The organism is Saccharothrix sp. ALI-22-I, from assembly GCF_001984175.1.
Classification (GTDB): Bacteria; Actinomycetota; Actinomycetes; order Mycobacteriales; family Pseudonocardiaceae; genus Actinosynnema.
Genome location: NZ_MTQP01000066.1, coordinates 430,225 through 456,276 on the forward strand (window position 1 = coordinate 430,225; position 26,052 = coordinate 456,276).

Sequence of the window (26,052 nt, forward strand, 5' to 3'; positions counted from 1 at the left end):
TGCCGCGGAGTTCGATGGTGGCCGAACCGTTGTGGTCACACCCCTGCGGGGGCAGGTCGGTCGCACTACCGTTCGGTGGCATGAGCACCGTCGTTCGGAAGAGAACGTCGGGTCTTCCCCTGGAGCTGAGCAGCTTCGTCGGCCGTCGGCGCGAGGTGGGCGAAGTCAGGCGTCTGCTGTCGACGTCTCGCCTGGTCACCCTCACCGGACCAGGCGGGGTGGGCAAGACGCGCCTGGCCCTGGAGGTCACCAACGCCGTGCGCCGGGTCTTCCCGGACGGCGTGGTGCTGGTCGAGTTGGACCAGCTGCGGGACCCGGAGCTGGTGGCGAGCACGGTGGCGGTGGCGGTCGGCCTGCGGGAACAGGCGGGTCGCGCGACGGTCGAGATGCTGATCGACTACCTGGCCTCCCGTCAGCTGCTGCTCGTGCTGGACAACTCCGAACACCTGGTCGAGGCGGTCGCCGAGCTGGCCGGCGCGCTGTTGCAGCGCTGTCCCGAGCTGCGAATCCTGGCCACGAGCCGGGAGTGGCTGGGCATCCAGGGCGAGGCCGCGATGCCGGTGCCGCCGCTGACGCTGCCGGACCTGCGGCGGCCACTCGTCGAGCAGGACCTGGCCCAGTCCGAGGCGGTGGCCCTGTTCGCGGAACGGGCGGCGTCCATCCGGCCCGGGTTCACGGTCGGTTCGCACAACGGGGCCGCGGTGGCCGAGATCTGCCAGCGCCTCGACGGGCTTCCGTTGGCGATCGAGCTGGCCGCTGCCCGGGTGCGCGCGCTGTCGGAGAAGGACATCCTGGCCCGGTTGTTGGACCAGCCGCACCTGTTGACCGCACGGCTACGCGGTGTGCCCGCTCGGCAGCAGACGTTGTGGGCGTGCATCGAGTGGAGTTACAGCCTGTGCTCACCCCAGGAGCAGTTGCTGTGGGCCCGGCTGTCGGTGTTCGCGGGTTCGTTCGAGCTCGACGCCGTGGAGGACGTGTGCGCGGGCGACGGCCTGAACGGGGACGAACTGACCTGTGACGGCCTTGCCGGTGGCAGCCTTGCCGGTGACGAACTGACCGGTGACGGTCTGACTGGCAACGGTCTGATCGGTGACGACGACGTGCTGTACACGGTGGCCTCGCTGATGGACAAGTCGATCCTGGTCGCGGAGCAGCACGGCGATGTGATGCGCTACCGGATGTTGGAGACCATCCGCGAGTTCGGCGTGGAGCGGCTCCAGCACACCGGCGAGTACGCCAAGCTGCGCCACCGGCACAGCGACTGGTACATGCGGCTGGTGGAGCAGGCCCGCGCCGACTGGATCAGCCCTCGGCAGGCAGACTGGTTCACCCGGCTCGACCGCGAGCACTCCAACTTCCAGGCGGCCCTGGACCACTGCACGACCGAACCCGGCGAACTCGAATCGGGGCTGCGGATCCTGATCGCGTTGTTCCACTTCTACTGGTGGGGGCGCGGGTGGACCCGCGAAGGCCGGCTGTGGCTGTCGCGGGCGCTCGACCGGCCCGGCCCGGCGGCTGTCGCCGGGGACGTGGACGGTGGTCGGGCCACCCTCGTCGTCCGGGCCAATGCCCTGCTCACCGACGCCACCCTGGCGTTGGGCGCCGGGGACATGGACGGTGGTCGGCAACGCATCGAGGACGCCAGGGCCATCCTCGACACCGTGCCCGATCCCGCCATCGAGGCCTTCATCTGCTGGGCGGCCGGGCACGTCGCGGAGTACAGCGGTGATCTCCCCACCTCGATCACGATCTTCGAGCAAGGGCTCGACGTGCTGCCACCCGGACAGCACCTGACGCTGCGGTTGGACATCCTGGTCAGCTACTCCATCGCCGCCGGACTCATCGGCGACACGGACCGCGCCAACGCCTGCCACGCCGAGGTGATGCGCATCAGCGAGCCGACCGGCGAACGCTTCCACCGCTCCTACGCGCTGTGGACGTTCGGCCTCTACGTGATGCAGCAGGGCGACCACCGCCGGGCCGCGGCGTTGCAGGAGGAGAGCGTCCGGCTGCGCCGGGACCTCCACGACGTCACCGGAGCCGGCTGGTCGCTGGAATCGCTGGCGTGGGCGGAATCGGCGTTCGGAGAACCGGAGCGGGTGGCGACGCTCCTCGGCACCGCGGACCGGCTCTGGGAGATCATGGGTCGTCCGTTGCGCGCCTACCAGCACCTGTACCCCTATCACGAGGAGTGCGAGCGCAAGACGCAGGAGCGACTCGGTGACAAGCGGTTCCGGGACGCGTTCGAGAGCGGGCGGGCGATGGACCTCGACGAGGCCATCGCGTTCGCACTGGACGAGCAACCCGTGCAGGAGCCGGTGGCGGCGGAGTCGCCGCGCGTGCTGACCCGTCGCGAGTGGGAGATCGCCGAGCTGATCGCCGAGGGGCTGACCAACCGGGAGGTCGCCGCACGGCTGGTGATCTCGGTGCGGACGGCGGAGAGCCATGCGGAGCACATCCTGACCAAGCTCGGGTTCAGCTCCCGGGTGCAGATCGCGACCTGGGTCGCTGAGCAACGCACCAAACCCGCTCCCGGTTAGTTCTTGGTTCGCAGGCGAGGTTAGGGCGCAGGCCCGGCGGTTGGGTGAGGGGCACGGGGACGCGACCGTGAGAACTACCCTGGGGCAGGGATGGGGTGGGAGGGAACGTGACGGACGAGGAGTTGGTCGTCGAGTTCGCGAACGTGCGCAGCGCGACCAGTGCGTCCAACGGCCAGTACATCGGCCAGATCGACTTCGACGACAGCTCCGTCACGTTCACCGTGCAGGCGCCCGGCGCGGGCACGTTCCCGGTGAGCGTGAACTACGCCAACGCGACCGGTGCGACCTCCACGCACAACCTCACCGTCAACGGAGCGGCCACGCCGATCACGGTGAGCTACCCGCGGACCGGCACGTGGGGCTCGTTCTCCGGCTCGCAGGCCGTGACGGTGCAGGTGCCGATGCAGGCCGGCGCCAACACCCTGAAGTTCACCAGGGGCACCGGGTACGCCGAGCTGGACAAGATCACCGCGAACCCGTACTTCAACTACCAGGCCTACCCCGCCACGCAGAACCGCGACGACACCAACTGCTGCCACTGGAACGGGCCCACCTGGCCGTTCGCGACCAGCACGACCCTGACGGGGCTGGCGAACCTGTTGCAGGACTACCCGGCGCAGAACCACGTCACCAAGCAGACCTACAACAAGCTGCTCAGCCAGTTCGCCACGCTCCAGCACAAGAACGGCGAGCCGTACGTGGCCGAGGCCGCCAACGGCGACACCGGCGAGTGGGTCTACGACGCGCAGGACTTCAGCGAGCACTACAACCACTCCAGCTTCAACGATCTCGTGCTGACCGGTCTGCTGGGCGTCAAGCCGCAGTCCGACAACACGCTCGCGCTCAAGCCGTTGGTGCCGGACAGCTGGAACTACTTCGCGTTGCAGGACATGCCCTACCACGGCCGCACGTACACGATCCTGTGGGACCGCGACGGCACGCGTTACGGTCAGGGCTCCGGCTTGCAGGTCTTCCAGGACGGCACCCGTATTCACCAGTCCGCCGGTCTCGGCAACACCACGATCCCGGTCGCGGCCCCGGTGACGCCGCCCGCGGCCACGCGGATGGAGAACGTCGCCGCCAACGCCTGGAACGCCGACCAGGAGTGGTTCAAGGGATGGGACAACCGCACCTACACCCAGACCTTCCCCAAGGCGTTCGCCTCGTACACCAACACCGGGTCCAACGGCAAGCGTTGTCGCAGCGCCGACAACCCCCGTTGCGTGGAGGCACGTGACGCACCTCTGAAGGCCACCGACGGTTTCATCCGGTACGACGCGATGCCCGACGACCGGTGGACCAACGCCGGTTCCACGAACGCCACCGACCACCTCGGCGTGGACTTCGGCTACCAGCGCTCGGTCGACGAGGTGAAGATCTACACCTACGACGACGGGCAGAACGTGCGCGCGCCGCAGAGCTTCGACGTGCAGTACCTGTCGGGCAGCACGTGGCAGTCGGTGCCGGGCCAGGTCAAGACGCCGGCCACGCCGGTGGCCAACAAGCCCAACGAGGTGAAGTTCACGACCGTGGTCACGTCCCAGCTGCGGGTCGTGTTCACCCCCGCAGGCCGGCAAGTTCGTCGGTGTCACCGAGTTGGAGTCCTGGTACCCGCAGCAGGCCGCCGTGCGGATCGTCAACCGCAACAGCGGCTTGGAGCTGGGCGTCGCCGGTGCGTCCCCCGATTTCGGCGGCGCGGTGGTGCAGCAGTCGGCTGACAGCAGCGTCAACCACCAGTGGCAGCTGGTGGCGGCCGAGAACGGTTACTACAAGATCTTCAACCGGAACAGCGGTCTCGTCCTCGGCATCAACGGCGCGTCCACGGCGGCCGGCGCGACCGCGCTGCAATGGGGTGACACCCTGACCGCGGACCACCTGTGGCGGGTTGTCGACGCGGGCGGTGGTTACCGGAAGCTGGTCAACAAGAACAGCGGTCTGGTGCTCGGCGTCAAGGACGGGTCGAAGACCTCCGGCGCGGCAACACTCCAGTGGAACGACACCGGCACCCTGGACCACCAGTGGAGTCTGGTGCAGGTGGGCTGACCGTTCCCCGGTCGATCCGACGCAGGCGCGGTCCCGTAACGGGGCCGCGCCTGCGGCCGTGATGGGATTCATCGGTCGGAGCCCCGTACTTGGGGGACTCCGGACGCCTGTGCGTAGCTGTTGACGGCGGCGTGCAAGGAGGCCCCCAACGCTGCACGCCGCCACCGAAGCGGCAGCGAAGCGGCAGCGAAGGGCTGATCCCTACTGTCCGTGTCACTGATCCGCGGTGAGAGGTGGGGCAAACGCATGGTGGCGACGGCTGCGATCGCCAGAACGACGGCCTCGGCGTGCGCATGAAGCTGACCTGGACGGACGGCACGGGGCGCACGAGCGGAAGCTCTGGCACCACAGCGGGCACCACAGCGGGCACCGCAGCAGGCACCACCCTGGCTCGGTGGCCCTGAGCTGCTCCGAGTACACGACCGACTTCACCATCCCCGAAGGCACGACGGTCTACCTCCAGTTCTGCGACACCGACACCGGCGTCGCCTGAACCAAGGACTAACCCGCCGCGCGTGCGGCGAGGTCCTCCAGCGAGCGCGTCGCGCGCCCCGCACCGGTGACGTGCCCGGTGGCGCGCCAGATGCGCAGGGCCTCCCGCAACGCGCCCTCGGCGCGGGCGGGCCTGCCGGATGCGGCCTCCACTGCCGAGGCGCTCATCAGCGCCTCGGCTTCGAGGAGCCGGTAGCCGCCCGCCCGCGCCGACTCCAACGCGGCGCGCGAGTGCTCGTCCGCCTCGGCCACCCGCCCGGCTTCGGCCAGCACCCGAGCCAGGGCCGCCGACGCCTCGGCCAGTTGGCCGCGCAGCCCGGACCGGGTGGTGATCTCCCACGCCTGCCGCAGGCGGCGTTCGGCCTCCGCGAGGTCGCCCAGGCCTTGCGCCGCACGTCCGAGCGCGATCAGCGCGCCGGCCTCGACCGGACGGTCACCGTCCTCGCGGGCGAAGGCCAGGGCTTCCTCGGCCACGCGGTGGGCCGACTCGTAGTGCCCGCACGCCTCGTGCAGCGCGCTCAGGCCGTTGAGCGCGGTCGCCTGACCGAACCGGGAGCCGAGGACGCGGAACGACTCCCGCGCGCGCAGCAACGTCTGCTCGGCTTCCTCGGTCCGGCCGGTGCCGAGCAGGACCAAGCCGAGGTCGGCGAGGCTCGCGGCCTCCCAGAAGTCCAGGTCGTCCGCGCGGCACAGCGCGATCGCCTCGTCCAGGCACGCCTCCGCCTCGTCCAGCCGGCCGAGTTGGCGGTAGTGGCAGCTCAACGAGTTCAGCCCGTGGTTCTCCCCCGACCGGTTGCCCAGTTCGCGGAACAGCTCGATCGCCCGGCGGCTGTGCTCGACGGCGTCGGCGAGCCTGCCGGTCCACTCCAGCATCGAGCCCAGGTTCGCCACGGCCGTCGCCTCGCACTCGCGCCACCCGCACGCCCGACTGGCCCGCACCGCCTCCGCCGAATGGTGGATGCCCTCCTCGTGCCGGCCCTCGCGGAAGTAAGCGCCGCCCATGCTCAAGTGCACCAGCGCCTCGGCGGGACGCGCGCCACGCTCCGCCGCGGCGTTGAGCACGATCGGGGCCAGCTCCAGCCACTCCGCGCGTCGGCCGTGGTCGTGGAAGAACCGCCGCAACGAGTCGGTGAGGTACCACGCCATCGGGTGCGGGCCGTGCACCGCCGCGTGCCGCAGCGCCGCGGACAGGTTCGGCACCTCGACGTCCAGCCAGGCCACCGCCTCGGCGCTGTCGGCGAAGCGGACCGGGCTGTCCAGTTCCGGCTGCTCGTCCCTGGGCAGCGACACGATCCGCGCGCCCAGCAGCGCGACCGCGGCATCGGTGGCGGCGAGGTAGGAGCCGAACAGCCGCTCCCACGCGCCGGTGCGCGCGGTCTCGTCCTCCTCGGTGCGGACGCGTTCCTCGGCGTAACGCCGCACCAGGTCGTGGAACCGGTACCGGCCGGGTGTGTGCGCCTCGACGAGGTTCGCCGCGGCCAGGCCGCGCAACCGCCGGGTCGCCTCGGCCGGCGGCACGTCCACCAGCGCGGCGGCCGCGTGCGGCGTGAAGTCGGGACCGGGCACCAGGGCGAGCAGCCGGAACGCCTGCCGCTGCTCGTGGGTGAGGGCCTGGTAGGAGACCGAGAACGCGGCGGTGACCGCGCTTTCCTCGGCGCCGTCCAGAGTGAGTTCGGCGAGCGGATCGCCCCGCAGCTCCGCCACGACCGCCGCGATGCTCGTCGCCGTGCCGGTGTTCGCGGCGGCGATGCGCAGGGCCAGCGGGTGGTGGCCGCACAGCCGGGCCAGCTCGGCGGCGGCCTCCGGCTCGGCGGCGATCCGGCCGCCGCCCACCACGGCCGCCAGCAGGGCGTGCGAGTCCCGCGCCGGCAGCTGCGCCAGCGTCAACGACCGGGCGCCGGTGCGGGCGACGAACTCGCCGAGCCGGTGGCGGCTGGTCACCAGCACCCGGCCCGATGACGGCAGCAGCGGGAGCACCTGCTCGGCGTCCCGTGCGTTGTCCAGCACCACCAGGGCCTTCTTGTCGGCCAGCAGCGACCGGTACAGCCCGCTCTGGTCGTCCTGGCCGGGCGGCACGTCACGCAGGTCCACGCCGAGGGTCCGCAGCAGCTGGGCCAGCGCCGCGGACGGCGTCAGCGGCTCGTCGTCGGCGTCGAAGCCGCGCAGGTTCACGTACAGCTGGCCGTCCGGGTAGCGGTCGCGCGCCGCGTGCGCCCACCGCACGGCGAGCGCGGTCTTGCCGACGCCCGGCGACCCGGTGATCACCCAGATGTCACCGGGACCGTCCAGCTCGTCCAGTTCCGTGGACCGGCCGGCGAAGCCGCGCACGTCCAGCGGCAGTTCGGCCGGGCGCTGCACCCGTGGTGGAGGTGGCGGTGGTGCCTCCTCCTCACCTCGCAGGATTCGCAGCCGCACGTCCTGCAACAGCCGGCCCGGCTCGATGCCCAGCTCGTCCACCAGCAACCGGTGCGCCTGGGCGTAGGTCTCCAACGCCTCGGGCGCGCGACCGCAGCGGTGCAGGGCCAGCATCAGCGCGGCGCGCAGCCGTTCCCGGAACGGGTGCTCGTCGACGATCCGCCCCAGCTCACCGACCACCTGGACGTGCCTGCCCGTGGCGAGTTCGAGCTCGTAGAGCTCTTCGAGGACCACGAGCCTGCTCTCGTGCAGGGGCGGGCACTCCTGCTCGGCGAGCTCGTCGCTCACCCCGTCCAGCGGCGCGCCCTCCCAGAGGGCCAGCGCGGCGCGGAACAGCTCGATCGCGGCCAGACCGGTCGTCGCGCGCGCCCCGGCCACCGTTTCCTCGAACACATCGAGGTCGCGCTCGCCGGGCGCAACCTCGATGACGTAACCGGAGGAACGGCGGGTGATCAGGTCCTGACCGAGCAGTTTGCGCAGCTCGGACACGATCACCTGGAGCCGGCCGCGCACGCTGCGCGGCGCGTGCTCGCCCCAGGTCAGATCGATCAGCCGGTCCTCGGAGACCACGCGGTTCGGGTTGAGCAGCAGCGCGGCCAGCACCGACGTCTGCTTCCGACCCCCAGGTCGGAACGCGGCCGCGTCGCCGATCACCGTCACTGGTCCCAGCAGGCGATAACGCACATGTGCCCCCAGAAGAGCCCGCCGAAGCGGATCGAACGACCTGCGCCGGGCCACGACCCCGGCCAGGGTGGATTACCCGATCTCCGCCTGAGCCGTGCAGCTGGAGCCGCCGCCGGCGAAGGACACCGTCGCGTAGCCCGTGTCCTCGCTGGGCAGTTTGACGTCGTCGGGGATGCTGTAGGTGCTCTGACCCGCACGAACACCGGTCTCCCGGTGGCTGTAGACCAGGGTCTCGGTGCCCGCCGCGTCGACGTGGACCAGCTCGATGTCCACCGTGCCCGAGTCACCGATGTAGGGGCCCAAGCCGCCGCGCATGCTGATCGGGTCGTTGTACTCCCCCTCGTACGCGTAAGACAGCGTGAACCTCCCGCTGAAGGAGCCAGAACGGCAGGTCGCCGAGGTCTGCTCCACCGCCGCACGTGCCTCGGGCACCAGCACCGCCGCCGCGACCAGCGCGACCACCGCGCCCTTCACCATGACAGCTTTCATCGCCGCCGCCTCCCCAGTGTCGTGTGTGGTCACCCTCTGTGTGCAGACGGGCTGCCAGGGCTTCCACGGCAGGTCAGGAGTAGAGCACATCGGGCAACTTCGGGATCAACCCACACCGATCTCACGCCACGACGGGAAAGGCCTGACGGAGTTCGGCGAACAGGATGTGGGTTCGACCGTGGCCGAAGGCGAAGGCAGCCGACCACACCGCGTCCAGGGCGGCCCGCAGCGGGTCTTCCTCGTGCTCGGAGAAGATCGCGGGTAAGGCCATCGCCTGCTGGAGGCAGTTGTCGAGTGTGCCGTCCGGTGAGGTCACCGACGTCTGCGGAACCCGGTCGTCGGTGCGCAGGAGGTCCCAGGCCTGGCGGTCGTCGTCGAACGGCGGGGGCAGGGCCTCACCCCGGTCCATCGCCGCCAGGGCGGGCGCGATCCACTCGACGTCGGTCAGCCGGGCTTCGGCTTGCACCGGGGTTCCGGTCGACGGCGGGCGTCGAACCGGAACCCCGGGAACAGCGAGGAACAGCGGGAGCGGGTCGGTCAGTAGATCGGGTTCCAGTTGTCGCTGCCCGCGAGGTAGCGCTGGGGCGTGAGGGTGCCCGCCTGCGTCGCGGTGAGCTGCGGCCGGTCGGTGGTGATCGTGGAGCCGGCGCCGGTGTTCTGGTACTCGAAGAACCGGGCGTCCTTCCAGGAGAAGCCCGACATGTCCGTCCACGGCGAACTCTTGATGTGCGCGCCCAGCACCGAGTCGCGGAACACGACCTGGGCGATGGCGTTGACATCGCCGCTCGGGTGCCACGGCCGTCCCAAATGGACAGTCTTGGCGGCGGCGCTGTTCGTGGTGAGCGTGCACCTGCTGAACAACAGGCCGTACGGGTTCGGCCGGTTGGTCGACGCCGCTGTGACGTAGCCGTTGTTGCTGGACGACCCCCGGCTCAAGGACTTGATCTCGCACTGGTCGAAGACCCCGGTGCCGCGGCCGAAGATGAAGTCGACATCGCCCTCCACGTAGCACTTGCGGAAGTACGCGCGGCCGACCGTGCTCACGTTGGCGCTGTTGTGGTAGAGCGTGTCCTGGTTGCCCAGGAACCGGACGTTGTCGAAGATCAGCCGGTCGGCGCGGGTCAGCACCGCCACGGCCTGCTTGCTGCTGATCTCCGGGTGCGCCGCCTCGTCGAACGAGTTCGAGAACGTGAGCGCCTTGGCGGTGAAGTCACGGCCGTCGATCGTCACCGACGCGCTGCCGGACGTGCCGTAGGTGCTGCCGTCGGGCTTCGGCGTGCCGCTGGCCCGGTCGTAGGTGATCACCACGTCGGCGGCGTTGCCGGTGCTGCCGACCAGCGTGATGAACGGCTTGTTCGACGGGACCGTGACCACTTCTTTGTAGGTGCCGGGCTTGATGGTGATGGTGAACCGGCTGCTGTTGTTCGCCGGGACCGCGTTGATCGCGGCCTGCACGGAGGTGTGGTTGCCGCTGCCGTCCTTCGCCACCACACTGCTGGTGGCCGCGGTGGCGTTGGGAGCGACGACGACGGTTGTGATGATCAAAGATGCCGTCACGAGAGTGGCACCGCGTAGCTTCATGGAACGCCCTTCATCAGCAGGAGTGCAGAAGCGGCGGCGGTGTCCTGACCCGTCGGCGAGTGTACTTCTTCTTTCGCCCCAAGGAAATCAGCACCGGTCGATCTCTCAACCGGCTGAACAACCTTGTCGAATTGTCGTCGATTCTCGTCGATGATTCCGTCGAACGCGGAAGCCGACGGAAGCCCGCGGAAGACCGCGGAAGTCAGGACCGGTCGTCCTGGAGGGGGTGCCACCGCCCTCCAGGACGACCGGATCACCTCAGGTGCCGATGTTGGCCTGCGGGCCGGCGTAGGTGCCCAGCAGGGACGGGACGTTCGCGGCCGGGTCGAGGGTGTAGGAGTAGAACGAGCTCGGGGTGAACGCCGAGCCGCCCGTCTCCTGTCGACCGGTCGAGTTGACCACGATGCTGCCGGACTGCCGCAGTTGGGCGGCGGCGTCCTTGTAGTACGGGTCCTTCACGTTGTCGAAGTAGCTGTTCTCCAGCACCATCTTCGTGGCGCCCCTCGACCAGTTGCCGGAGCCGGTGTTCTGGAGGTAGTTGTTGTACATGTGGGCGTAGGCGATGTTGTCGGCGCTCGGGTTGCGGCTGTTGGTGCCGCGGAACCAGTTGTGGTGGATGGTGATCCGCGAGGTGACGTTCTCGGTCCACCCGATGCCGAAGGTCTTGTTGTTCTCGGCCAGCACGTTCCACGACACGGTGAGGTTCGTGTTGTCCTTGCGGCTGTCGATCAGACCGTCGTTCATCCGGGCCAGGTGGTTGTGGTCGATCCAGATCCGGTTCGCGGTGTCCATCTGGATGGAGTCGTAGTCGTAGGCGTCGTCACCCGGGTCGTCGTCCGCCATGCGCGTGTCGCGGATGGTGAGGTTGCGGATGATCACGTTGCTGGTGCCGGCGCCGAGGAAGAACCCGCCGTTGACGATGTGGCCGCGGGTGCCGACACCGACGATGGTCTTGTTCGACGTCACCCTGATCTCGTTGCCGTAGGGGGTCGCGGTGAGAGCCCCGTCGACCCGGATCACGTACGGGGTGCTCGCCGTGGCGTACCGCACCAGGTCGGCGTAGGTCGTGACGGTGACCGTCGTGCCACCCGCGCCGCCCGTCGTCCCGCCGTCCGTGCCGGCGAACCCGTCCGCGGTGCTCGGCCACGTCCGCCCGCCGATCGGCGTGAACAGCCACTGCTTGTTGGTGTTGGCGGTGCAGCTCTCCTGGATGATGGCCACGCCGGAGGCGGTGGAGGCGTCCTTGTTGGCCAGGCACAGGCCGCTGACGACGTTGACCAGGGTGAACACACCTGATCCGGCGGAGTTGACGGTGAACTGCTGCCAGGTGTCACCGGAACAGCTCCACTGCTGGACCAGACCGCCGTTCGCGGTCGATCCGGCCGTCACGTCCAGGCACTTGCCGCTATTCGTCACGCTGACCTGGTAGGTCGTCCCGGACACCGGAACGGCCGCGTGCGCCGCCGGCGACCCCGGCGGCACGGACGCCGACGGCCTGGCGATGGGGCCGGGCTCCGGCACGGGCACCGTCATCCGGGGCTGCCGCACCTACGCCAACTCCGACGACGGCTTGGTCGTCGCCGACTTCGCGTCTCCGGTGACCATCGACGCCACCTGGTCGTTCGGCAACGGCGTCAACCGCTGGGACCTGCCCGCGACCGGCTCCGGCCACGGCTTCGACCTGGGCTCCGCCGCCGCCCACCGCGTGACGCGCAGCGCGGCGTGGAAGAACAACGGCCACGGCTTCACCGGAGCCGGCACCGCACCCCACGACCTCACCACCAACACCGCTTTCCGCAACGCCGGAGACGGCTTCGCCTTCCCCACCGCACCGGTCGTCCTGCGCGACAGTTTCGCCATGGGCAACCGGACCCAGGAGGTCCTGGCCGACACCGCCCAGGACGACGGCAACACCTGGAACGAGCAAGGTTGGAGCACGGACGTCCTCCGCTCCCTCGACCCCACCGCCGCCGAAGGCCCCCGCAACCCCGACGGCTCACTCCCCTCGACCACTTACCTCACCAACACCAAAGACTCCACCGTCGGCGCCCCCATGACCGCCTCCTGACCCCACCGGCAGGCGAACGTCGCGACGTAGGTCCGCACGCCGTCGAAGCAACCGCGACGCGCCTCGGCAGTGGCCTACCAGCGGCCACTGCCGAGGCGCCCGATCACACCGCCGCGGCGAACTGGGCCGCGTACAGCCGGTGGTACGCCCCCTCGGCGGCCATCAGCTCGTCGTGGCTGCCCTGTTCCACGATGCGCCCCGACTCCATCACCAGGATCACGTCCGCGTCCCGGATGGTGGAGAGCCGGTGGGCGATGACGAAGCTCGTCCGCGACGACCGCAGTGCCGCCATGGCGTGCTGCACCAGCGACTCCGTGCGCGTGTCCACCGAACTGGTCGCCTCGTCCAGGATCAGCAACGACGGGTTGGCCAGGAACGCCCGCGCGATGGTCAGCAGCTGCTTCTCCCCCGCGCTGACGTTCGTCGCCTCCTCGTCGATGACCGTGTCGTACCCGTCCGGCAACGTCCGCACGAACCGGTCCACGTAGGTGGCCCGCGCCGCGGCGATGATCTCCTCCTCGGTGGCCGAGGAGTTGCCGTAGGCGATGTTGTCGCGGATGGTCCCGCCGAACAGCCACGTGTCCTGGAGCACCATGCCGGTCTGCGAGCGCAGGTCCTCCCGCTTCAACGCGGTGATGTCCACCCCGTCCAGCGTGATGCGGCCCGCGTCCAGCTCGTAGAACCGCATGATCAGGTTCACCAGCGTGGTCTTGCCCGCACCGGTCGGTCCGACGATCGCGACGGTCTGCCCCGGCTCGGCCACCAGCGACAGGTCCTCGATCAGGGGCTGCTCGGGCCGGTAGGCGAAGCTGACGTGCTCGAACTCCACCCGGCCACGCGGTTCGGGCGGCAACGTCGCCTCCGCCGGGTCCGGTTCCTGCTCCTCGGCGTCGAGCAGCTCGAACACCCGCTCGGCCGACGCCACGCCGGACTGCATCAGGTTCGCCATCGACGCCACCTGGGTCAGCGGCTGGGTGAACTGGCGCGAGTACTGGATGAACGCCTGCACCTCGCCCAGGCTCATCGACCCCGACGTGATGCGCAGACCGCCCACCACCGCGACGATGACGTAGCTGATGTTGGACAGGAACATCATCATCGGCATGATCAGGCCGGACACGAACTGCGCGCCCATCGACGAGCCGAGCAGCTCGTCGTTGCGGCGCCGGAACTCCTCCTCCGACTCCCGCTGACGACCGAAGACCTTCACCAGCTGGTGGCCGGTGAACGCCTCTTCGATGTGCGCGTTCAACGCGCCGGTGTGCTTCCACTGCGCCACGAACAGCGCCTGCGACCGCTTGCGGATGCGCCCGGTCGCCACGATCGAGATCGGGATCAGCAGCAACGCGATCAGCGACAGCAGCGGCGAGATCGTCAGCATCATCACCAGCACGCCGATGACGGTCAGCAACGACGTCAGCAGCTGGCTCAGCGTCTGCTGCAACGTCGTCGCCACGTTGTCGATGTCGTTGGTGACGCGGGACAGCAGCTCGCCGCGCGGCTGGCCGTCGAAGTAGCGCAGCGGCAGCCGGTGGATCTTCTCCTCCACGTCGGCGCGCAGCCGGAACACGAAGCGCTGCATCACGTTGTTCAGCACCCGGCCCTGCCACCAGCCGAACGCCGACGACGCCAGGAACAGGGCCATCACCCACGCCAGGACCTCGCCCAACGCGGCGAAGTCGACGCCCGCGCCCGGGACGCCGCGCATCCGGCCGACGACGCCCTCGAAGATGATGTCGGTGGCGTAGCCCAGGATCTTCGGGCCCGCCACCGACAGCGCCACGCTGATGACCCCCAGCGCGAGCACGACCAGCAGCGCGGACCGGTCGGCCTGCATCCGCCGCACGAGCCGGCGGGTGGACGGGCCGAAGTTCTCCGCCTTGCCCACCGGAATCCCCATGCCGGGGATGCCGCCGCCGCCCAACCTGGTCGGCGCGGGCTTGGACTCGGTGGTCGTCGTGCTCATGCGACCTCCTCGCTGACGCTCGTCGGGGCAAGAGCACAGAACGCTGTGTTGAATGATTCGCTCGCAAGCTCGCTCATGCGGCCTGCTCCGAGGTCAGCTGCGACTGGACGATCTCGACGTAGGTCGGGCAGGTGTCCAGGAGTTCGCGGTGGGTGCCGATGCCGACGACGGTGCCGTTGTCCAGCACCACGATCCGGTCGGCGTCCAGGATCGTGGACACGCGCTGGGCGACGACCACCACGACCGCGTCACGCGTGTGCGGCCGCAACGCCGCACGCAGCCGCGCGTCGGTGGACAGGTCGAGCGCCGAGAACGCGTCGTCGAACAGGTAGATCTCCGGTTTGCGCACCAGGGCGCGGGCGATGGAGAGCCGTTGCCGCTGGCCGCCGGAGACGTTCGTGCCGCCCTGGGCGATCTCCGCGTCGAGCCCGCCGGGCATGTCCGTCACGAAATCACGCGCCTGCGCGATCTCCAACGCCTCCCACAGCTCGTCGTCGGTGGCGTCGGGGTTGCCGTAGCGGAGGTTGGACGCGACCGTGCCGCTGAACAGGTACGGCCGCTGCGGCACCAGGCCGATGCGGGAGCACAGGGTGTCGGTGTCGATCTCGCGGACGTCCGTGCCGTTGACGAAGACCTCGCCCCCGGTCACGTCGATCAGCCGTGGCACGAGGTTGAGCAGGGTCGTCTTGCCGGTGCCCGTGCTGCCGATGATCGCCGTCCGCTGCCCCGCCTCGGCGCGGAAACCGATATCGCGCAACACCGGCTCGTCCGCGCCGGGGTAGCGGAACTCCGCGCCGCGGAACTCCAGCGAGGCGTGTCGGGGCAGTTCGAGCACCGGCGTGGTCGGCGGGACGACCGACGGCTCGGTGTCCAGCACTTCTTTGATCCGCTCGGCGCTCACGGCGGCGCGCGGGACCATCATGGAGATGAACGTCGCGAACATCACCGCCATGAGGATCTGCACCAGGTAGCTCAGGAACGCCGTCAGCGCGCCGATCTGCATGGCGCCGCTGTCGACCCGGTACGCGCCGAACCACAGCACGGCGACGCTGGAGCCGTTGAACAGCAGCATCACCACCGGGAAGATCAACGCTTGGAGCCGCCCGACGCGCAGCGCCGTGTCGGTCAGGGCGCCGTTGACCTCGGCGAAGCGCTGGGTCTCCGCGCGTTCCCGGACGAACGCCCGGACCACGCGGATGCCCGCCAGCTGCTCGCGCAGCACGCGGTTGACCCCGTCGATGCGCTCCTGCATGAGCCGGAACTGCGGGACCATCCGGATGACGATCAGGCCGATCGCGACCATCAGTCCCGGCACGCAGACGGCGAGCAGCCAGGACAGGCCGACGTCCTCGCGCAGCGCCATCACGATGCCCGCCACGCACATGATCGGCGCGTTGACCAGCATCGTGCACGACATCAGCACCAGCAGCTGGACCTGCTGCACGTCGTTGGTGGTGCGGGTGATCAGCGACGACGGCCCCAGCGTGGCGACCTCGCGGGCGGAGAACGCCCCGACGCGGTGGAAGACGGCCGAGCGGACGTCGCGGCCGAAGCTCATCGCGACGCGGGCGCTGTAGTAGACGGCGCCGACGGAAGAGAGGATCTGGATGACCGACACACCGACCATCCAGCCCCCGGTGGACATGATGTAGCCGGTGTTGCCGGTGGCGATGCCGAAGTCGATGATGTCGGCGTTGAGGCTCGGCAGGTACAGCGAGGCGACGGTCCCGATCAGCTGTAACGCGAGCACAGCCGTCAGTTCACGTCTGTACGGCCGCAGGTGGGTGATCAACAGGCGGCTTAGCAACGATACTCCCCCATAAGAAACGGATCGTGTCTAATGTGTCAAGGTAGACCCGAACGATAAGAAACGCAACGTATCTAAAGGCTCTACGAAGGGGCAAGGTGTCGGAGACGAGGTCGCGCCGTCGCGGCGCGCAGCTGGAGCAGGCCATCCTGGACGCGGCCTGGGACGAGCTGCGCGAGGTCGGCTACGCCCGGCTCACCATAGAGGCTGTGGCGGCCCGGGCGGGAACGAGTAAACCCGTCATCTACCGCCGCTGGGCCGGTCGGGCCGAGTTGGCGCTGGCCGCGTGGTTCCGCCAGGTCCCCGTGCCGCAAGGGGTGCTCGACACCGGCACGCTGCGCGGCGACCTGCTCGTCCTGTTCTCCCGCATCGCCCGCCGCGCCGACTCGATGATGAACGAGGTCGTCGCCGGCGTCATGGGCGAGGCCTTCCGCCACCCCGAGATCGCCGCCCTGCTGCACGACCGCCTGACCCGACCGTCCCCGCTCACCTCGGCCGTGGAGACCATCGTCGGCAACGCCGTCGCCCGCGCCGAACTGCCACCCCTGGACCTTCCCGAACGGGTGAAGCGCCTCCCGCTCGACCTGATCCGCAACGAGTCCACCCTCTGCGGCACCCCGCTGACCGACGAAACCCTGGCGTCGCTGGTGGACGACGTCTACGTGCCGTTGCTGCACGGCCTGGCCGCCCTCCAGGAGCGGGCCCTCCGGAAGCGGGACTGACGCGGGCCGGCCCGCGTCAGTGGGCGAACCGTTCGAGGCCGGTCACGCGGAGGAGTTCCAGCGCCGACGCCTCGGGCGTGCCGGGCGCGGCCGAGTAGACCAGGACGGTCTGGTCGGCCTCCGGTTCCAGCAGGACGTCCCCGGCGTCCTGATGTCGCCGATAGGCCGCCGCAGCCGCGTCCAGCGCCGCCTCGATGTGCCCCAGCCACCACTCCGCGTCACTGAGGGCAAGGAGATCGGCCCCGCCGGCCCCGGGCGCGTCACGATGGGCCGACAGCAACGCCCGCGCGCGGCCCCAGTCACGACGCGCGTGCGCGGCACGCCCCTCGACCAGCGCATCAGTCATGGCAGCCGTCCGGATATCCGACCCGCGAAAGAGGTCGAGTATCGCACCGAAAGCCCATCCCCACCGCTCGTGACCAGCGACGTCAGGTAATGCCGCCCTCCAGGTCGCACCGACAGCCGGCGCTCGGCGTCACCGACGGCGGCACTGTGGCACGACGACGACGACGGCGACGGCGACCGTGACGGCGTCTCACCTCTGGTTGCGCGGGTGGTTGCGCGCGGTCCGCTCGTTGCCGCGCCGGTAGTTCCCGGTCCACCGGGCCATGACGAGCTGCGGTTCGGACCCGACCTCGTCCAGGAACTCAGCCGTCCGCGCACCCCGCAGGGTCGTGGCGACCCGACCGTGGTGACTGATCACCACGGCCCCGTCGCGTGACGTGTACGAGAACCCATTCGGTGCATTCACGCGACGAACCATCGTCGATCACCACCCGCACCCGCAACCGCATTGGCCACGGACCCACAGCGTCCGATCGGCCTTACATCCGAGCTATCGGCGTACCAGCACCCCGTTGACGACTACGAACGAACAGGCCGACCTGTCCCGAGGCCTGCGACTGGTCGGACGTGCCACCCGCCCGGTAGTCCAGCACTACCGCACCACCGTGGGCAAGCACCTGACCCGCGACGCGCTCATGACGGAGACCCGCTTCGCGTTCGCGGGCGACGGTGGAGCACGGGTCGACCTCGTCGTCCGGGCGGCAAAAGACGGGATCGCCTACCGCTACACGCTGCCCAAGAACCTGGGTCCGGTACTCGGCGAGGCATCGGCCTACCGGATTCCCCCCGACGCCACGTCATGGCTCGCGACCTACCGGCACCCGCGTGGGGGCTGCCCACCTGACATGCGTCACCCATCGGGGTCGTCAGGTGACCCGGAGCGGTTTCGATCTGGGCGGCAGGCGGAACCCCGGACGGTGAAGTGGTCTGCCGTCAGCGAAGGAGGCGCCGGTGAGCGCGCGGCTCGGCATAGACGACGTTACCCCGCTGGTGAACTGCGGCCGGTACCCGAGCAAGGCGGTGGTCGGGGAGTGCATCCCCGTCGGTGCGACCGTCTGGCGGGAGGGACACGACGCGGTGGCGGCGACGGTCGTGTGGCGAGGACCGGGTGACGACGGCGAAGCGTCCCTGCGCATGGTGCCGGACCTGAACGCGGTGGACCGCTGGGTGGCGACGCTGGTGCCGGACCGGGAGGGCCTCTGGTCGTTCTGGATCGAAGCGTGGAGCGACCCGTGGTTCACCTGGCGGCACGCGGTGGAAGCGAAGACGGCCGTCGGCCAGAGCGCGGCGGAGCTGGCGAACGACCTGGAGATCGGCGCCCGGCTGCTGGACGAGGTGGCCGCCCGCCCCCACCACGACGGCACGCCGACGGCCCAGTTGCTTGAACGAGCCGCCGCGACACTGCGGGACACCGACCGGCCGGTGCGGGAGCGGATCGCGTCGGCGTTGAGCGAGCCGGTGCACGACGTCATGACCCGCGATCCGGTCCGCGAGCTGGTGACCCGCGGCCAACCGCACCGGGTGCGGGTCGATCGGAGCAGGGCGCTGTTCGGGTCGTGGTACGAGCTGTTCCCCCGTTCGACGGGTGGCTGGGAAGTGGACGGGCAGCCGGCGCACGGCACGTTCAAGACCGCCGCCGAGGATCTGCCGCGGGTGGCCGCGATGGGCTTCGACGTCGTCTACCTCACCCCGATCCACCCGATCGGCAAGGTCAACCGCAAGGGCCGCAACAACTCGCTGGACTGCCGTCCGGGTGACGTCGGCTCACCGTGGGCGATCGGCTCGGACGAGGGCGGGCACGACGCGATCCACCCGGACCTGGGCACCCTGGAGGACTTCGACGAGTACGTGGCACGCGCCACCGAACTCGGCATCGAGGTCGCCCTCGACCTGGCCCTGCAATGCGCGCCCGATCACCCGTGGGTCACCGAGCACCCCGAGTGGTTCACCACGCTCCCGGACGGAACGATCGCCTACGCGGAGAACCCGCCCAAGAAGTACCAGGACATCTACCCGCTGAACTTCGACAACGACCCCGAGGGCCTGTACGCCGAGGTCCTGCCGATCGTCCTGCACTGGATCGGGCACGGCGTGAAGATCTTCCGCGTCGACAACCCGCACACCAAGCCGCCGGACTTCTGGGAGTGGCTGATCCGGCAGGTCAAAGAGGAACACCCGGACGTGCTGTTCCTGTCCGAGGCGTTCACCCGTCCGGCACGCCTGTACGGGTTGGCCCGGCTGGGCTTCACCCAGAGCTACACCTACTTCACCTGGCGCACGAGCAAGGAGGAGCTGACCGAGTTCGGCATGGACCTGGTCGAGCACATCGACGAGTCCCGGCCGAACCTGTTCGTCAACACGCAGGACATCCTGCACGCCTCCCTCCAGCACGGCGGGCCCGGCATGTTCGCCATCCGGGCCGCGCTCGCCGCGACCTTCTCCCCCACCTGGGGTGTCTACTCGGGGTACGAGCTGTTCGAGAACCTGGCGCTGCGGCCGGGCAGCGAGGAGTACCTGGACTCCGAGAAGTACCAGCTACGGCCCCGGGACTACGCCGGGGCACGCGCGACCGGCCACTCCCTGGAACCGTGGCTGACCCGACTCAACGAGATCCGGCGCGCGCACCCGGCCCTGCAACAACTACGCACACTCCGCTTCCACCACGTGGACAACCAAGCACTGCTGGCCTACTCCAAAGTGGACCCACTCACCTCCGACACGGTGATCTGCGTAGTGAACCTCAACCCGTTCGGCGGCGAACAGGCCACCGTCTGGCTGGACCAACCCGCACTCGGCACGCGCTGGGGCGAGGAATTCACCGTCCTGGACGAGGTAACCGGCGAACGCTACCGCTGGGGCCAAGCCAACTTCGTCCGCCTGGAGCCCTGGCGGGCCGTCGCCCACATCCTCACCGTCACGAGGTGAGACCGGAACGCACCGCCCAGCGAGCTACTCCGGGAGGCTGCGGCGCCGCTTGGTCTTGGCCACGTCCGGAAGCGGACGAGCGGACCCGTCCGCCGGGATCTCGTCCTGCCTCGACGCCGTCGTGCAGGAACGACGCGTAGCGAACCCGATCCGCGAGTCCCGGCAGCACCAGCGTGCCCGCCTGCCAACCGAACACGTGCACGAAGAGCCGGTTCCCCGACCTGGTCAGCCTGGTGTCCCTGCGCGCGGTGAACTCCGGCGCGGGGCCGGCACCGTGGATGGCGTCACCGTGCAGCGCCGTCCACGCGCCGACCTCGGCCAGCAACTCCAAGGCCCGCGGCTCGAACGCGCCCCGCTGTCGGGGCCGACGTTGAGCAGCAGGTTTCCCCCTTCGACGCGGAGTCGACGAACAACCCGAACCGCGCCTCAGTGAACCAGGAGACCAGCTCTTCAATCATCATCGGAGGTCCCTCGCGGGGCGCGGCCCAGACGGAGGGTGAGCACCTGGAAGGGGCGCAACGAGATCACACCGCCCGACAACGCCGACGCGTCGTCCGGCACGGGCCGTTCGAGGAGGTCCACGACCTCAGTCGTGGTGACCGGGAAACCGGTGCTCAACCTCGCGGTGGCCCTGCCGCCCAGCGCTTCGTACAGCCGGACGATGACGTCACCGGACCGGTCGTCGGCGAGTTTGACCGCCTCGACCACGACCGCCGGACTGTCGACGTTCACCAGCGCGGCGGGCGGTTGCGCGGCCGAATAGGCCACCCGCAGGGGCAGGTTCAGGGAGTACCCCTCGGCGACGGCGTCGGCGACGGACGCCGCGGGCAGCAGCGAGTAGGTGAACCGGTGCATCCCCTGGTCGGCGTGCGGATCGGGGCTGTGCGGCGCCCGGACCAGGCTCAGCCGCACCGTGGTGGTGGTGCCGCCGTCGTCCCGGCTGCCGCGCGCGATGTCGTGGCCGTAGGTGGAGTCGTTGAGCACGGCCACGCCGTAGCCGGGCTCGGCGACGTGCACCCAGCGGTGCGCGTAGACCTCGAACCGGGCCGCGTCCCAGCTGGTGTTGGTGTGGGTGGACCGGTGGACGTGGCCGAACTGGATCTCGGCCGAGGACCGGTCGGCGTGCACGTCGATCGGGAACGCGGCCTTGAGGATCTTCTCCGACTCGTGCCAATCGATCTCGGTCTCGATGTCGACGCGCAGGCTGCCCGCCCGCACCCGGATCGTCTGGGTGATCCGCGAGGCGCCGAACGACCGCTCCACCCGGATCGCACCGACGAGCGGGCCGTCCTCCACCACGCTGATGGAGTCCACTCCGGTCAGGTCGACGTGCCGGTGCCGGTAGTGCGCGTCGATGTCCCAGGCGTCCCAGTGGTTCGGGTGGTCCGGGTGCAGTTGCAGCAGGTTGCCCGGCCGGCCGGGGGCGAGCACCTCGCGGCCGGACGTGAGGTCGCGGACCGAGCTGAACAGGCCGTGGTCGTCGAACTCGACCCGGACCAGCCCGTTGTCCAGGACCCGGTCGGAGACGACCACCTCGCGGTGCGGGGTCAACGACGGCACCCCGAGGGACGCGATGCCCAACGCCGGCACCTCGGTGTGCACCGCAACCTCACCGCCGCCCAACGGCTGGATCAGACGCTCGGCGACTCCGCGCGCCGACGTCACCACTTCCGCACGTGGTCGCGGGCCGGCGTTGAAGGTCCACGCGACCGCGTCGGGAGCCGAGGCGTCACCGGTCAACGCGCCGATCGCGGCACCGATGATCTCTTCGAGCTCAACCTTCACCCGCGCGTAGGTGGCCTCGGCCTCCTGGTGCACCCAGGCGATCGAGCTGCCGGGGAGGATGTCGTGGAACTGCTGGAGCAACACGGTCTTCCACAACCGGTCCAGCTTGTCGTACGGGTACTCGAACCCGGCGTGGGTGGCCGCCGTAGCCGCCCAGAGCTCGGCCTCCCGCAACAGGTGCTCGCTGCGGCGGTTGCCCGCCTTGGTCCGCGACTGGGTGGTGAAGGTGGCGCGGTGCAGCTCCAGGTACAGCTCACCGGACCACACCGGCGCGTCCGGGTACTCGGCGAGGGCGGCGCGGAAGAACTCGGCGGGCGGCTCGATCACCACCTTCGGCGAACCCTCCAGGTCACGCAGCCGGCGCGCGCGTTCCATCATCTCCCTGGTCGGGCCGCCCCCACCGTCGCCGTGGCCGAACGGGACCAGCGACCGCGTCCCGCGCCCCTTCTCGGCGAAGTTGCGCACCGCGTGCGCCAGCTCCTCGCCGGAGAACGTGGCGTTGTAGGTGTCCACCGGCGGGAAGTGGGTGAAGACCCGCGTCCCGTCGATGCCCTCCCACCAGAACGTGTGGTGCGGCAGCTTGTTCGTCTGGTTCCAGGACAGCTTCTGGGTCAGGAACCACTGCATCCCGGCCAGCTTGGCCAGCTGCGGGAACGCGGCGGTGTAGCCGAAGGAGTCCGGCAGCCAGACGCCGTCGCACTCCACGCCGAACTCGTCGAGGAAGAACCTCTTGCCGTGGACCAGCTGCCGCGCCAGCGCCTCCCCACCGGGCAGGTTCGCGTCGGACTCGACCCACATGCCACCGACCGGAATCCACTGGCCCGCCTTGATGGCGTCGGAGATCCGCTGGAAGATCGCGGGGTGGTTCTGCTTGACCCAGGCGTACTGCTGGGCCTGCGAGCAGGCGAAGACGAACTCGGGGTACTCGGTGGCCAGCGCGGTGACGTTGGCGAAGGTCCTGGACGTCTTGCGGATCGTCTCCCGGATCGGCCACAGCCACGCGCTGTCGATGTGCGCGTGCCCCACCGCGGACAGCGTGTGCGCGCTGGCGTGCGCGGGCCGGGACAGCACGTCGGTCAGCTCGGCGCGGGCGGCCGACGCGGTGCCGGAGACGTCGGGGTTGTCCAGGGCGTCGAGCGAACGCTCCAACGCCCGCAGGATCTCGTGCCGGCGCGGGTCGGTGACGGCGAGTTCGGCCATCAGCTCGCCGAGCACTTCCATGTCGATGGCCAGGTGCCAGACTTCCTCGTCCAGCACGGCGAGGTCGGCGCGCGCCAGCCGGTACAACGGCTCGTCGCCCGCGGTGGCCTTGTCCCCCAACGGGGTCGGGATGAAGTCGTTGGCGAGGATGTCCGGGTTCGCCGCGGCCTCCACCAGGAACGCGACCTGTTCGCCGCCCTCGCAGGGGTTCGCCACCGGCACGTGCTGGTTGCGCGGGGCGACGCCCTTGACCGGCTGCCCGTCGAGGTCGTAGACGAGCGCTTCGGCCTGGTTGCCCGGCCAGTCCCCGATGAAGCCGAGGTCGATGACGGCCTCCACCCGCCGTCCGGCCCAGTCCGCGGGCACCGTCCCGCGCAGCCGGAACCAGCTGGTCGACCAGGGCGGACCCCAGCGTTGACCGACCTCGAACGGCCCGTAGTCGGCGGCGAGCGCGGCGCCCACCGGCACCGGCTCGTCCGGCACGTGCCAGACCTCCACCTGCAACGGCACCGATGCCTTGTACTTCGCCGGTCGGATTCGCTGGCTCAGCGCCCGCTGAAGCCTCTCCTCGACCATGCGGCGGTCGTCGTGCACGCCAACCTCCTACCGAGCCTGCGAAGCAGTGCCGTTCACAAGCGTGCTGTCCACCAACGTGCCGTTCACAAGCGTGCTGTTCGAGAGCGGTGCGTCCACGCGGGTTCAGGCCCGCAGGTACGCCAGTTGCGGGATGTGCCGCTGGTAGCCGTCCAGGAGCCGGCGGGCGACGTTGACCGAGTCGACCAGCGGGTGCAGGGCCAGCGCCTTGAGGGCCGTGGCACGGGATCCGCCGACCGCGGCCTCGATCACCGCCCGATCGACCGCCTTGACGCCGCACACGAGCCCTCGCGCGTGCTCGGGCAGTTGGTCGATCACGACCGGGCGCGCGCCGGCCGAGTCGACGACGCATGGCACCTCGACCACCGCGTCCGCGTCGAGGATGTCCAGCGTCGAGCGGTTGCGCACGTTGAGGATCAGGGTCGTCCGCTCATCATGGGCGATGGCTCGCATGAGCGCGAGTGCCACCTTTTCGTAGCCGCCCGACTCCAGATCGCTCGCGTCACGGCTGCCGACGCCGGCCATCGCGCGGTTGTCCGCGCCGTAGGTCTCTTCCCGTTCGAGGCGGGCGGATTCCCAGATGTCCAGCGCCGAACCGGGGTCGCGCCGCACGGAGTCGTAGAAGCGGTCCTGCTGGTCGGCCAGGACCGCGCCGCGGGTCTTGGCCGCGTCCCGCGCGACCGAGACCGCGTCCCTGGTGAAGTAGTAGTACTGCAGGTACTCGTTCGGGATCGCGCCGAGGGTTTGCAGCCACTCCGCGCCGAACATCCTGCCCTCCTCGAAGGAGACCAGGCCGTCCGGATCGGCCATCAGCCGCGGCAGGATGTCACGCCCGTTGACGTGCACGCCGCGCAGCCAGCCGAGGTGGTTGAGGCCCGCGTAGTCGAACCACGCGTCGGCCGGGTCGATCCCGAGCGCGTGCGCGACCCGACGGCCCAGCCCCACCGGCGAGTCGCAGATGCCGATGACCCGGTCACCCAGGTGGCGGGACATCGCCTCGGTCACCATCCCGGCGGGGTTGGTGAAGTTGATGACCCACGCGTCGGGGGCGATGGCGGCGATCCGCTGCGCGATCCGCACCGCCACCGGCACGGTGCGCAGACCGTAGGCGACTCCGCCGGCACCCGTCGTCTCCTGCCCCAGGACGCCCTCGTCCAGCGCGACCCGTTCGTCGATCACGCGGCCCTCCAGGCCGCCGACCCGGATGGCCGAGAAGACGAAGTCCGCGCCCCTGATCGCCTCGTCCAGGTCGGTCGTGGCGGTGATCCGCGGCGGGTCGGGCACCCCCTTCTCCTGCTGGGCCAGGACGTGGCCGATGGCCGCGAGACGGGCGGGGTCGAGGTCGTGCAGCACGAGTTCGGTGATCCGGCCGGGCGCGCGGTCGGCCAGCAGTGCCCGGTGCACCAGTGGAACGCGGAATCCGCCGCCACCGAGAATCGCAAGCCTCATCGGAGCTCCCATCGGCTCGCGGGTCGGGCGGATCGGGCGGGTCGGCCGAGTCGATCAGGTCGGCCCGGCCGGTCTCGGGCGTGGCGGCGGTGCGTGGCCGCGGTGGGAGGCTGGGTGGTCAAACCTCGATCACCTCGACGTCCGCCTCGCGCAGCGCCGCGGACGTCGGTTCGTCCGCCGGCGCGTTGGTGATCACCACGTCCAGGTCCTCCGGGCCGCACACCCTGGCGATGCCGCTGCCGGGGAACTTGCCGATGTCGGCGAGCAGCACGACCTGGTCGGCGGCCTTCAGCATGGCCCGTTTGAGGGGCACCTCGACCGCGGTGGTGTCCATGACGTGTCCGCCTGGCCGCACGCCGCTGGTGCCGAGGAACAGCCGGTCGGCGTGGACCTGGCGCAGGTTGTCCTCGGTCAGGAAGCCGACCAGCGAGTGGTAGCTGCGCCGCAGGACACCGCCCAGCAGCACGATCTGCACCTCCTGGTCGTCCTTCAACTCCTCGTACACCATGAGGTTGCTGGTGATCACGGTGAGCGAACGGCCGTGCAGCTTGCGCGCCAAGCGGTGCGCGGTGGTGCCGATGTCCAACAGGATCGCCTCGCCGTCCTTGATCAGCTCGGCGGCGCGTTCGGCGATCGCGTCCTTCTCCTCCATGCGGACCATCGCGACCTCGGCGAACGGGTCGTCGGTGTCCGCGGCGGACACCGCCCCGCCGTACACCCTGGTCAGCCGCCCCTCCCGGTCGAGCTGGACGAGGTCGCGCCGGATGGTCGCCTGGCTGACGCCGAGCCGCTCGGCCAGGACCTGCACGCCGGCGGGCCCCTCGGCCTGCAGCGTGCGCAAGATCAGCTCATGACGTCGCTGGGGTAGCACGGCGCTGACAGTAACAAAGTCGCTCATGTTGTGCACGAGTTTGATTCGTTGCTGAGCGACTATTGCCAAATCCGCT

19 protein-coding genes and 1 pseudogene are annotated in these 26,052 nt (G+C 69.9%); 7 read left to right on the top strand and 13 right to left on the bottom strand.

Annotation, left to right across the window (positions count from 1 at the left end; all coding sequences use genetic code 11):
- Window positions 1-80: 80 nt before the first annotated feature.
- From ALI22I_RS30435 to ALI22I_RS52550, 3 genes are all read left to right on the top strand, one after another.
- Window positions 81-2,540, top strand: a complete 2,460-nt coding sequence (locus ALI22I_RS30435) for an ATP-binding protein (RefSeq protein ID WP_077009328.1) — start codon at window positions 81-83, stop codon at window positions 2,538-2,540.
- Window positions 2,541-2,647: 107 nt separating this feature from the next.
- Window positions 2,648-4,258 (top strand): MGH1-like glycoside hydrolase domain-containing protein, encoded by a 1,611-nt coding sequence (locus tag ALI22I_RS30440; protein ID WP_077008960.1) that lies wholly within the window; start codon window positions 2,648-2,650, stop codon window positions 4,256-4,258.
- Complete coding sequence (locus ALI22I_RS52550) at window positions 4,167-4,583, top strand: RICIN domain-containing protein (RefSeq protein WP_202971103.1); 417 nt, start codon at window positions 4,167-4,169, stop codon at window positions 4,581-4,583. Before ALI22I_RS30440 ends, ALI22I_RS52550 begins: the two co-directional genes overlap by 92 nt.
- Window positions 4,584-5,084: 501 nt before the next feature.
- On the opposite strand, the gene ALI22I_RS30450 is transcribed toward ALI22I_RS52550, so the two are convergent.
- The 5 genes from ALI22I_RS30450 to ALI22I_RS30470 all read right to left on the bottom strand — a co-directional run bounded on the left by ALI22I_RS30450 (window position 5,085) and on the right by ALI22I_RS30470 (window position 11,777).
- Window positions 5,085-8,150 carry an AfsR/SARP family transcriptional regulator gene (locus ALI22I_RS30450; RefSeq protein WP_238598653.1) on the bottom strand — a complete coding sequence of 1,022 codons (3,066 nt, stop codon included), beginning with the start codon at window positions 8,148-8,150 and terminating at the stop codon, window positions 5,085-5,087.
- Between the two features lie 96 nt (window positions 8,151-8,246).
- Window positions 8,247-8,663 (bottom strand): hypothetical protein, encoded by a 417-nt coding sequence (locus tag ALI22I_RS30455; protein WP_143532512.1) that lies wholly within the window; start codon window positions 8,661-8,663, stop codon window positions 8,247-8,249.
- Between the two features lie 121 nt (window positions 8,664-8,784).
- Entirely contained in the window at window positions 8,785-9,129 is a 345-nt protein-coding gene (locus ALI22I_RS30460) for a hypothetical protein (RefSeq protein ID WP_077008964.1), read from the bottom strand.
- A 71-nt stretch (window positions 9,130-9,200) separates the two neighbouring features.
- Window positions 9,201-10,220, bottom strand: coding sequence for a pectinesterase family protein (locus ALI22I_RS30465; RefSeq protein WP_238598654.1), 1,020 nt, complete (start codon window positions 10,218-10,220; stop codon window positions 9,201-9,203).
- A gap of 282 nt (window positions 10,221-10,502) precedes the next feature.
- On the bottom strand, window positions 10,503-11,777 hold the full coding sequence (locus tag ALI22I_RS30470) for an RICIN domain-containing protein (RefSeq protein ID WP_077008966.1): 1,275 nt from the start codon (window positions 11,775-11,777) through the stop codon (window positions 10,503-10,505).
- On the opposite strand from ALI22I_RS30470, the gene ALI22I_RS30475 reads away from it, so the two are divergent.
- Window positions 11,746-12,312: a right-handed parallel beta-helix repeat-containing protein gene (locus tag ALI22I_RS30475; RefSeq protein ID WP_077008967.1), complete on the top strand. Its 567-nt coding sequence runs from the start codon at window positions 11,746-11,748 to the stop codon at window positions 12,310-12,312. The two genes, ALI22I_RS30470 and ALI22I_RS30475, sit on opposite strands and share 32 nt — an antisense overlap.
- A gap of 103 nt (window positions 12,313-12,415) precedes the next feature.
- Here ALI22I_RS30475 and ALI22I_RS30480 read toward each other — a convergent pair whose 3' ends face one another.
- Window positions 12,416-14,278 (bottom strand): ABC transporter ATP-binding protein, encoded by a 1,863-nt coding sequence (locus ALI22I_RS30480; RefSeq protein ID WP_077008968.1) that lies wholly within the window; start codon window positions 14,276-14,278, stop codon window positions 12,416-12,418.
- Window positions 14,279-14,351: 73 nt separating this feature from the next.
- Window positions 14,352-16,085 carry an ABC transporter ATP-binding protein gene (locus ALI22I_RS30485; protein ID WP_077008969.1) on the bottom strand — a complete coding sequence of 578 codons (1,734 nt, stop codon included), beginning with the start codon at window positions 16,083-16,085 and terminating at the stop codon, window positions 14,352-14,354.
- Window positions 16,086-16,183: 98 nt separating this feature from the next.
- Here ALI22I_RS30485 and ALI22I_RS30490 point away from each other — a divergent pair, with 98 nt between their 5' ends.
- Window positions 16,184-16,807 (top strand): TetR/AcrR family transcriptional regulator, encoded by a 624-nt coding sequence (locus tag ALI22I_RS30490; protein ID WP_077008970.1) that lies wholly within the window; start codon window positions 16,184-16,186, stop codon window positions 16,805-16,807.
- Window positions 16,808-16,823: 16 nt separating this feature from the next.
- On the opposite strand, the gene ALI22I_RS51350 is transcribed toward ALI22I_RS30490, so the two are convergent.
- Both ALI22I_RS51350 and ALI22I_RS30500 read right to left on the bottom strand, forming a co-directional pair.
- A complete protein-coding gene (locus ALI22I_RS51350) occupies window positions 16,824-17,153 on the bottom strand; it encodes a hypothetical protein (protein ID WP_077008971.1) in 330 nt (109 codons plus the stop codon).
- Between the two features lie 189 nt (window positions 17,154-17,342).
- A complete protein-coding gene (locus ALI22I_RS30500) occupies window positions 17,343-17,558 on the bottom strand; it encodes a hypothetical protein (protein WP_143532513.1) in 216 nt (71 codons plus the stop codon).
- Between ALI22I_RS30500 and ALI22I_RS55710 the strand changes: the two are divergent.
- Window positions 17,530-17,952: pseudogene (locus ALI22I_RS55710) on the top strand (glycoside hydrolase family 97 N-terminal domain-containing protein); the annotation flags it as partial. The gene ALI22I_RS30500 and the pseudogene ALI22I_RS55710 sit on opposite strands and share 29 nt — an antisense overlap.
- A 151-nt stretch (window positions 17,953-18,103) precedes the next feature.
- On the top strand, window positions 18,104-20,077 hold the full coding sequence (locus tag ALI22I_RS30510; RefSeq protein WP_077008974.1) for an alpha-1,4-glucan--maltose-1-phosphate maltosyltransferase: 1,974 nt from the start codon (window positions 18,104-18,106) through the stop codon (window positions 20,075-20,077).
- On the opposite strand, the gene ALI22I_RS30515 is transcribed toward ALI22I_RS30510, so the two are convergent.
- From ALI22I_RS30515 to ALI22I_RS30530, 4 genes are all read right to left on the bottom strand, one after another.
- A complete protein-coding gene (locus ALI22I_RS30515; RefSeq protein ID WP_077008975.1) occupies window positions 20,067-20,408 on the bottom strand; it encodes a hypothetical protein in 342 nt (113 codons plus the stop codon). The genes ALI22I_RS30510 and ALI22I_RS30515 overlap by 11 nt on opposite strands.
- A gap of 119 nt (window positions 20,409-20,527) precedes the next feature.
- Complete coding sequence (locus tag ALI22I_RS30520; RefSeq protein WP_077008976.1) at window positions 20,528-23,656, bottom strand: alpha-mannosidase; 3,129 nt, start codon at window positions 23,654-23,656, stop codon at window positions 20,528-20,530.
- 105 nt (window positions 23,657-23,761) lie between these two features.
- A complete protein-coding gene (locus ALI22I_RS30525) occupies window positions 23,762-25,105 on the bottom strand; it encodes a 6-phospho-beta-glucosidase (protein WP_077008977.1) in 1,344 nt (447 codons plus the stop codon).
- 118 nt (window positions 25,106-25,223) lie between these two features.
- Window positions 25,224-26,003 (bottom strand): DeoR/GlpR family DNA-binding transcription regulator, encoded by a 780-nt coding sequence (locus ALI22I_RS30530; protein WP_202971104.1) that lies wholly within the window; start codon window positions 26,001-26,003, stop codon window positions 25,224-25,226.
- Window positions 26,004-26,052 lie beyond the last annotated feature (49 nt).

Bases quoted from the DNA above. Each gene is read 5' to 3' on its own strand.
- ALI22I_RS30435 (WP_077009328.1), top strand. From the start codon at position 81: ATGAGCACCGTCGTTCGGAAGAGAACGTCGGGTCTTCCCCTGGAGCTG.
- ALI22I_RS30455 (WP_143532512.1), bottom strand. From the start codon at position 8,663: ATGAAAGCTGTCATGGTGAAGGGCGCGGTGGTCGCGCTGGTCGCGGCG.
- ALI22I_RS30475 (WP_077008967.1), top strand. From the start codon at position 11,746: ATGGGGCCGGGCTCCGGCACGGGCACCGTCATCCGGGGCTGCCGCACC.
- ALI22I_RS30470 (WP_077008966.1), bottom strand. From the start codon at position 11,777: ATGACGGTGCCCGTGCCGGAGCCCGGCCCCATCGCCAGGCCGTCGGCG.
- ALI22I_RS30480 (WP_077008968.1), bottom strand. From the start codon at position 14,278: ATGAGCACGACGACCACCGAGTCCAAGCCCGCGCCGACCAGGTTGGGC.
- ALI22I_RS51350 (WP_077008971.1), bottom strand. From the start codon at position 17,153: ATGACTGATGCGCTGGTCGAGGGGCGTGCCGCGCACGCGCGTCGTGAC.
- ALI22I_RS30525 (WP_077008977.1), bottom strand. From the start codon at position 25,105: ATGAGGCTTGCGATTCTCGGTGGCGGCGGATTCCGCGTTCCACTGGTG.
- ALI22I_RS30530 (WP_202971104.1), bottom strand. From the start codon at position 26,003: ATGAGCGACTTTGTTACTGTCAGCGCCGTGCTACCCCAGCGACGTCAT.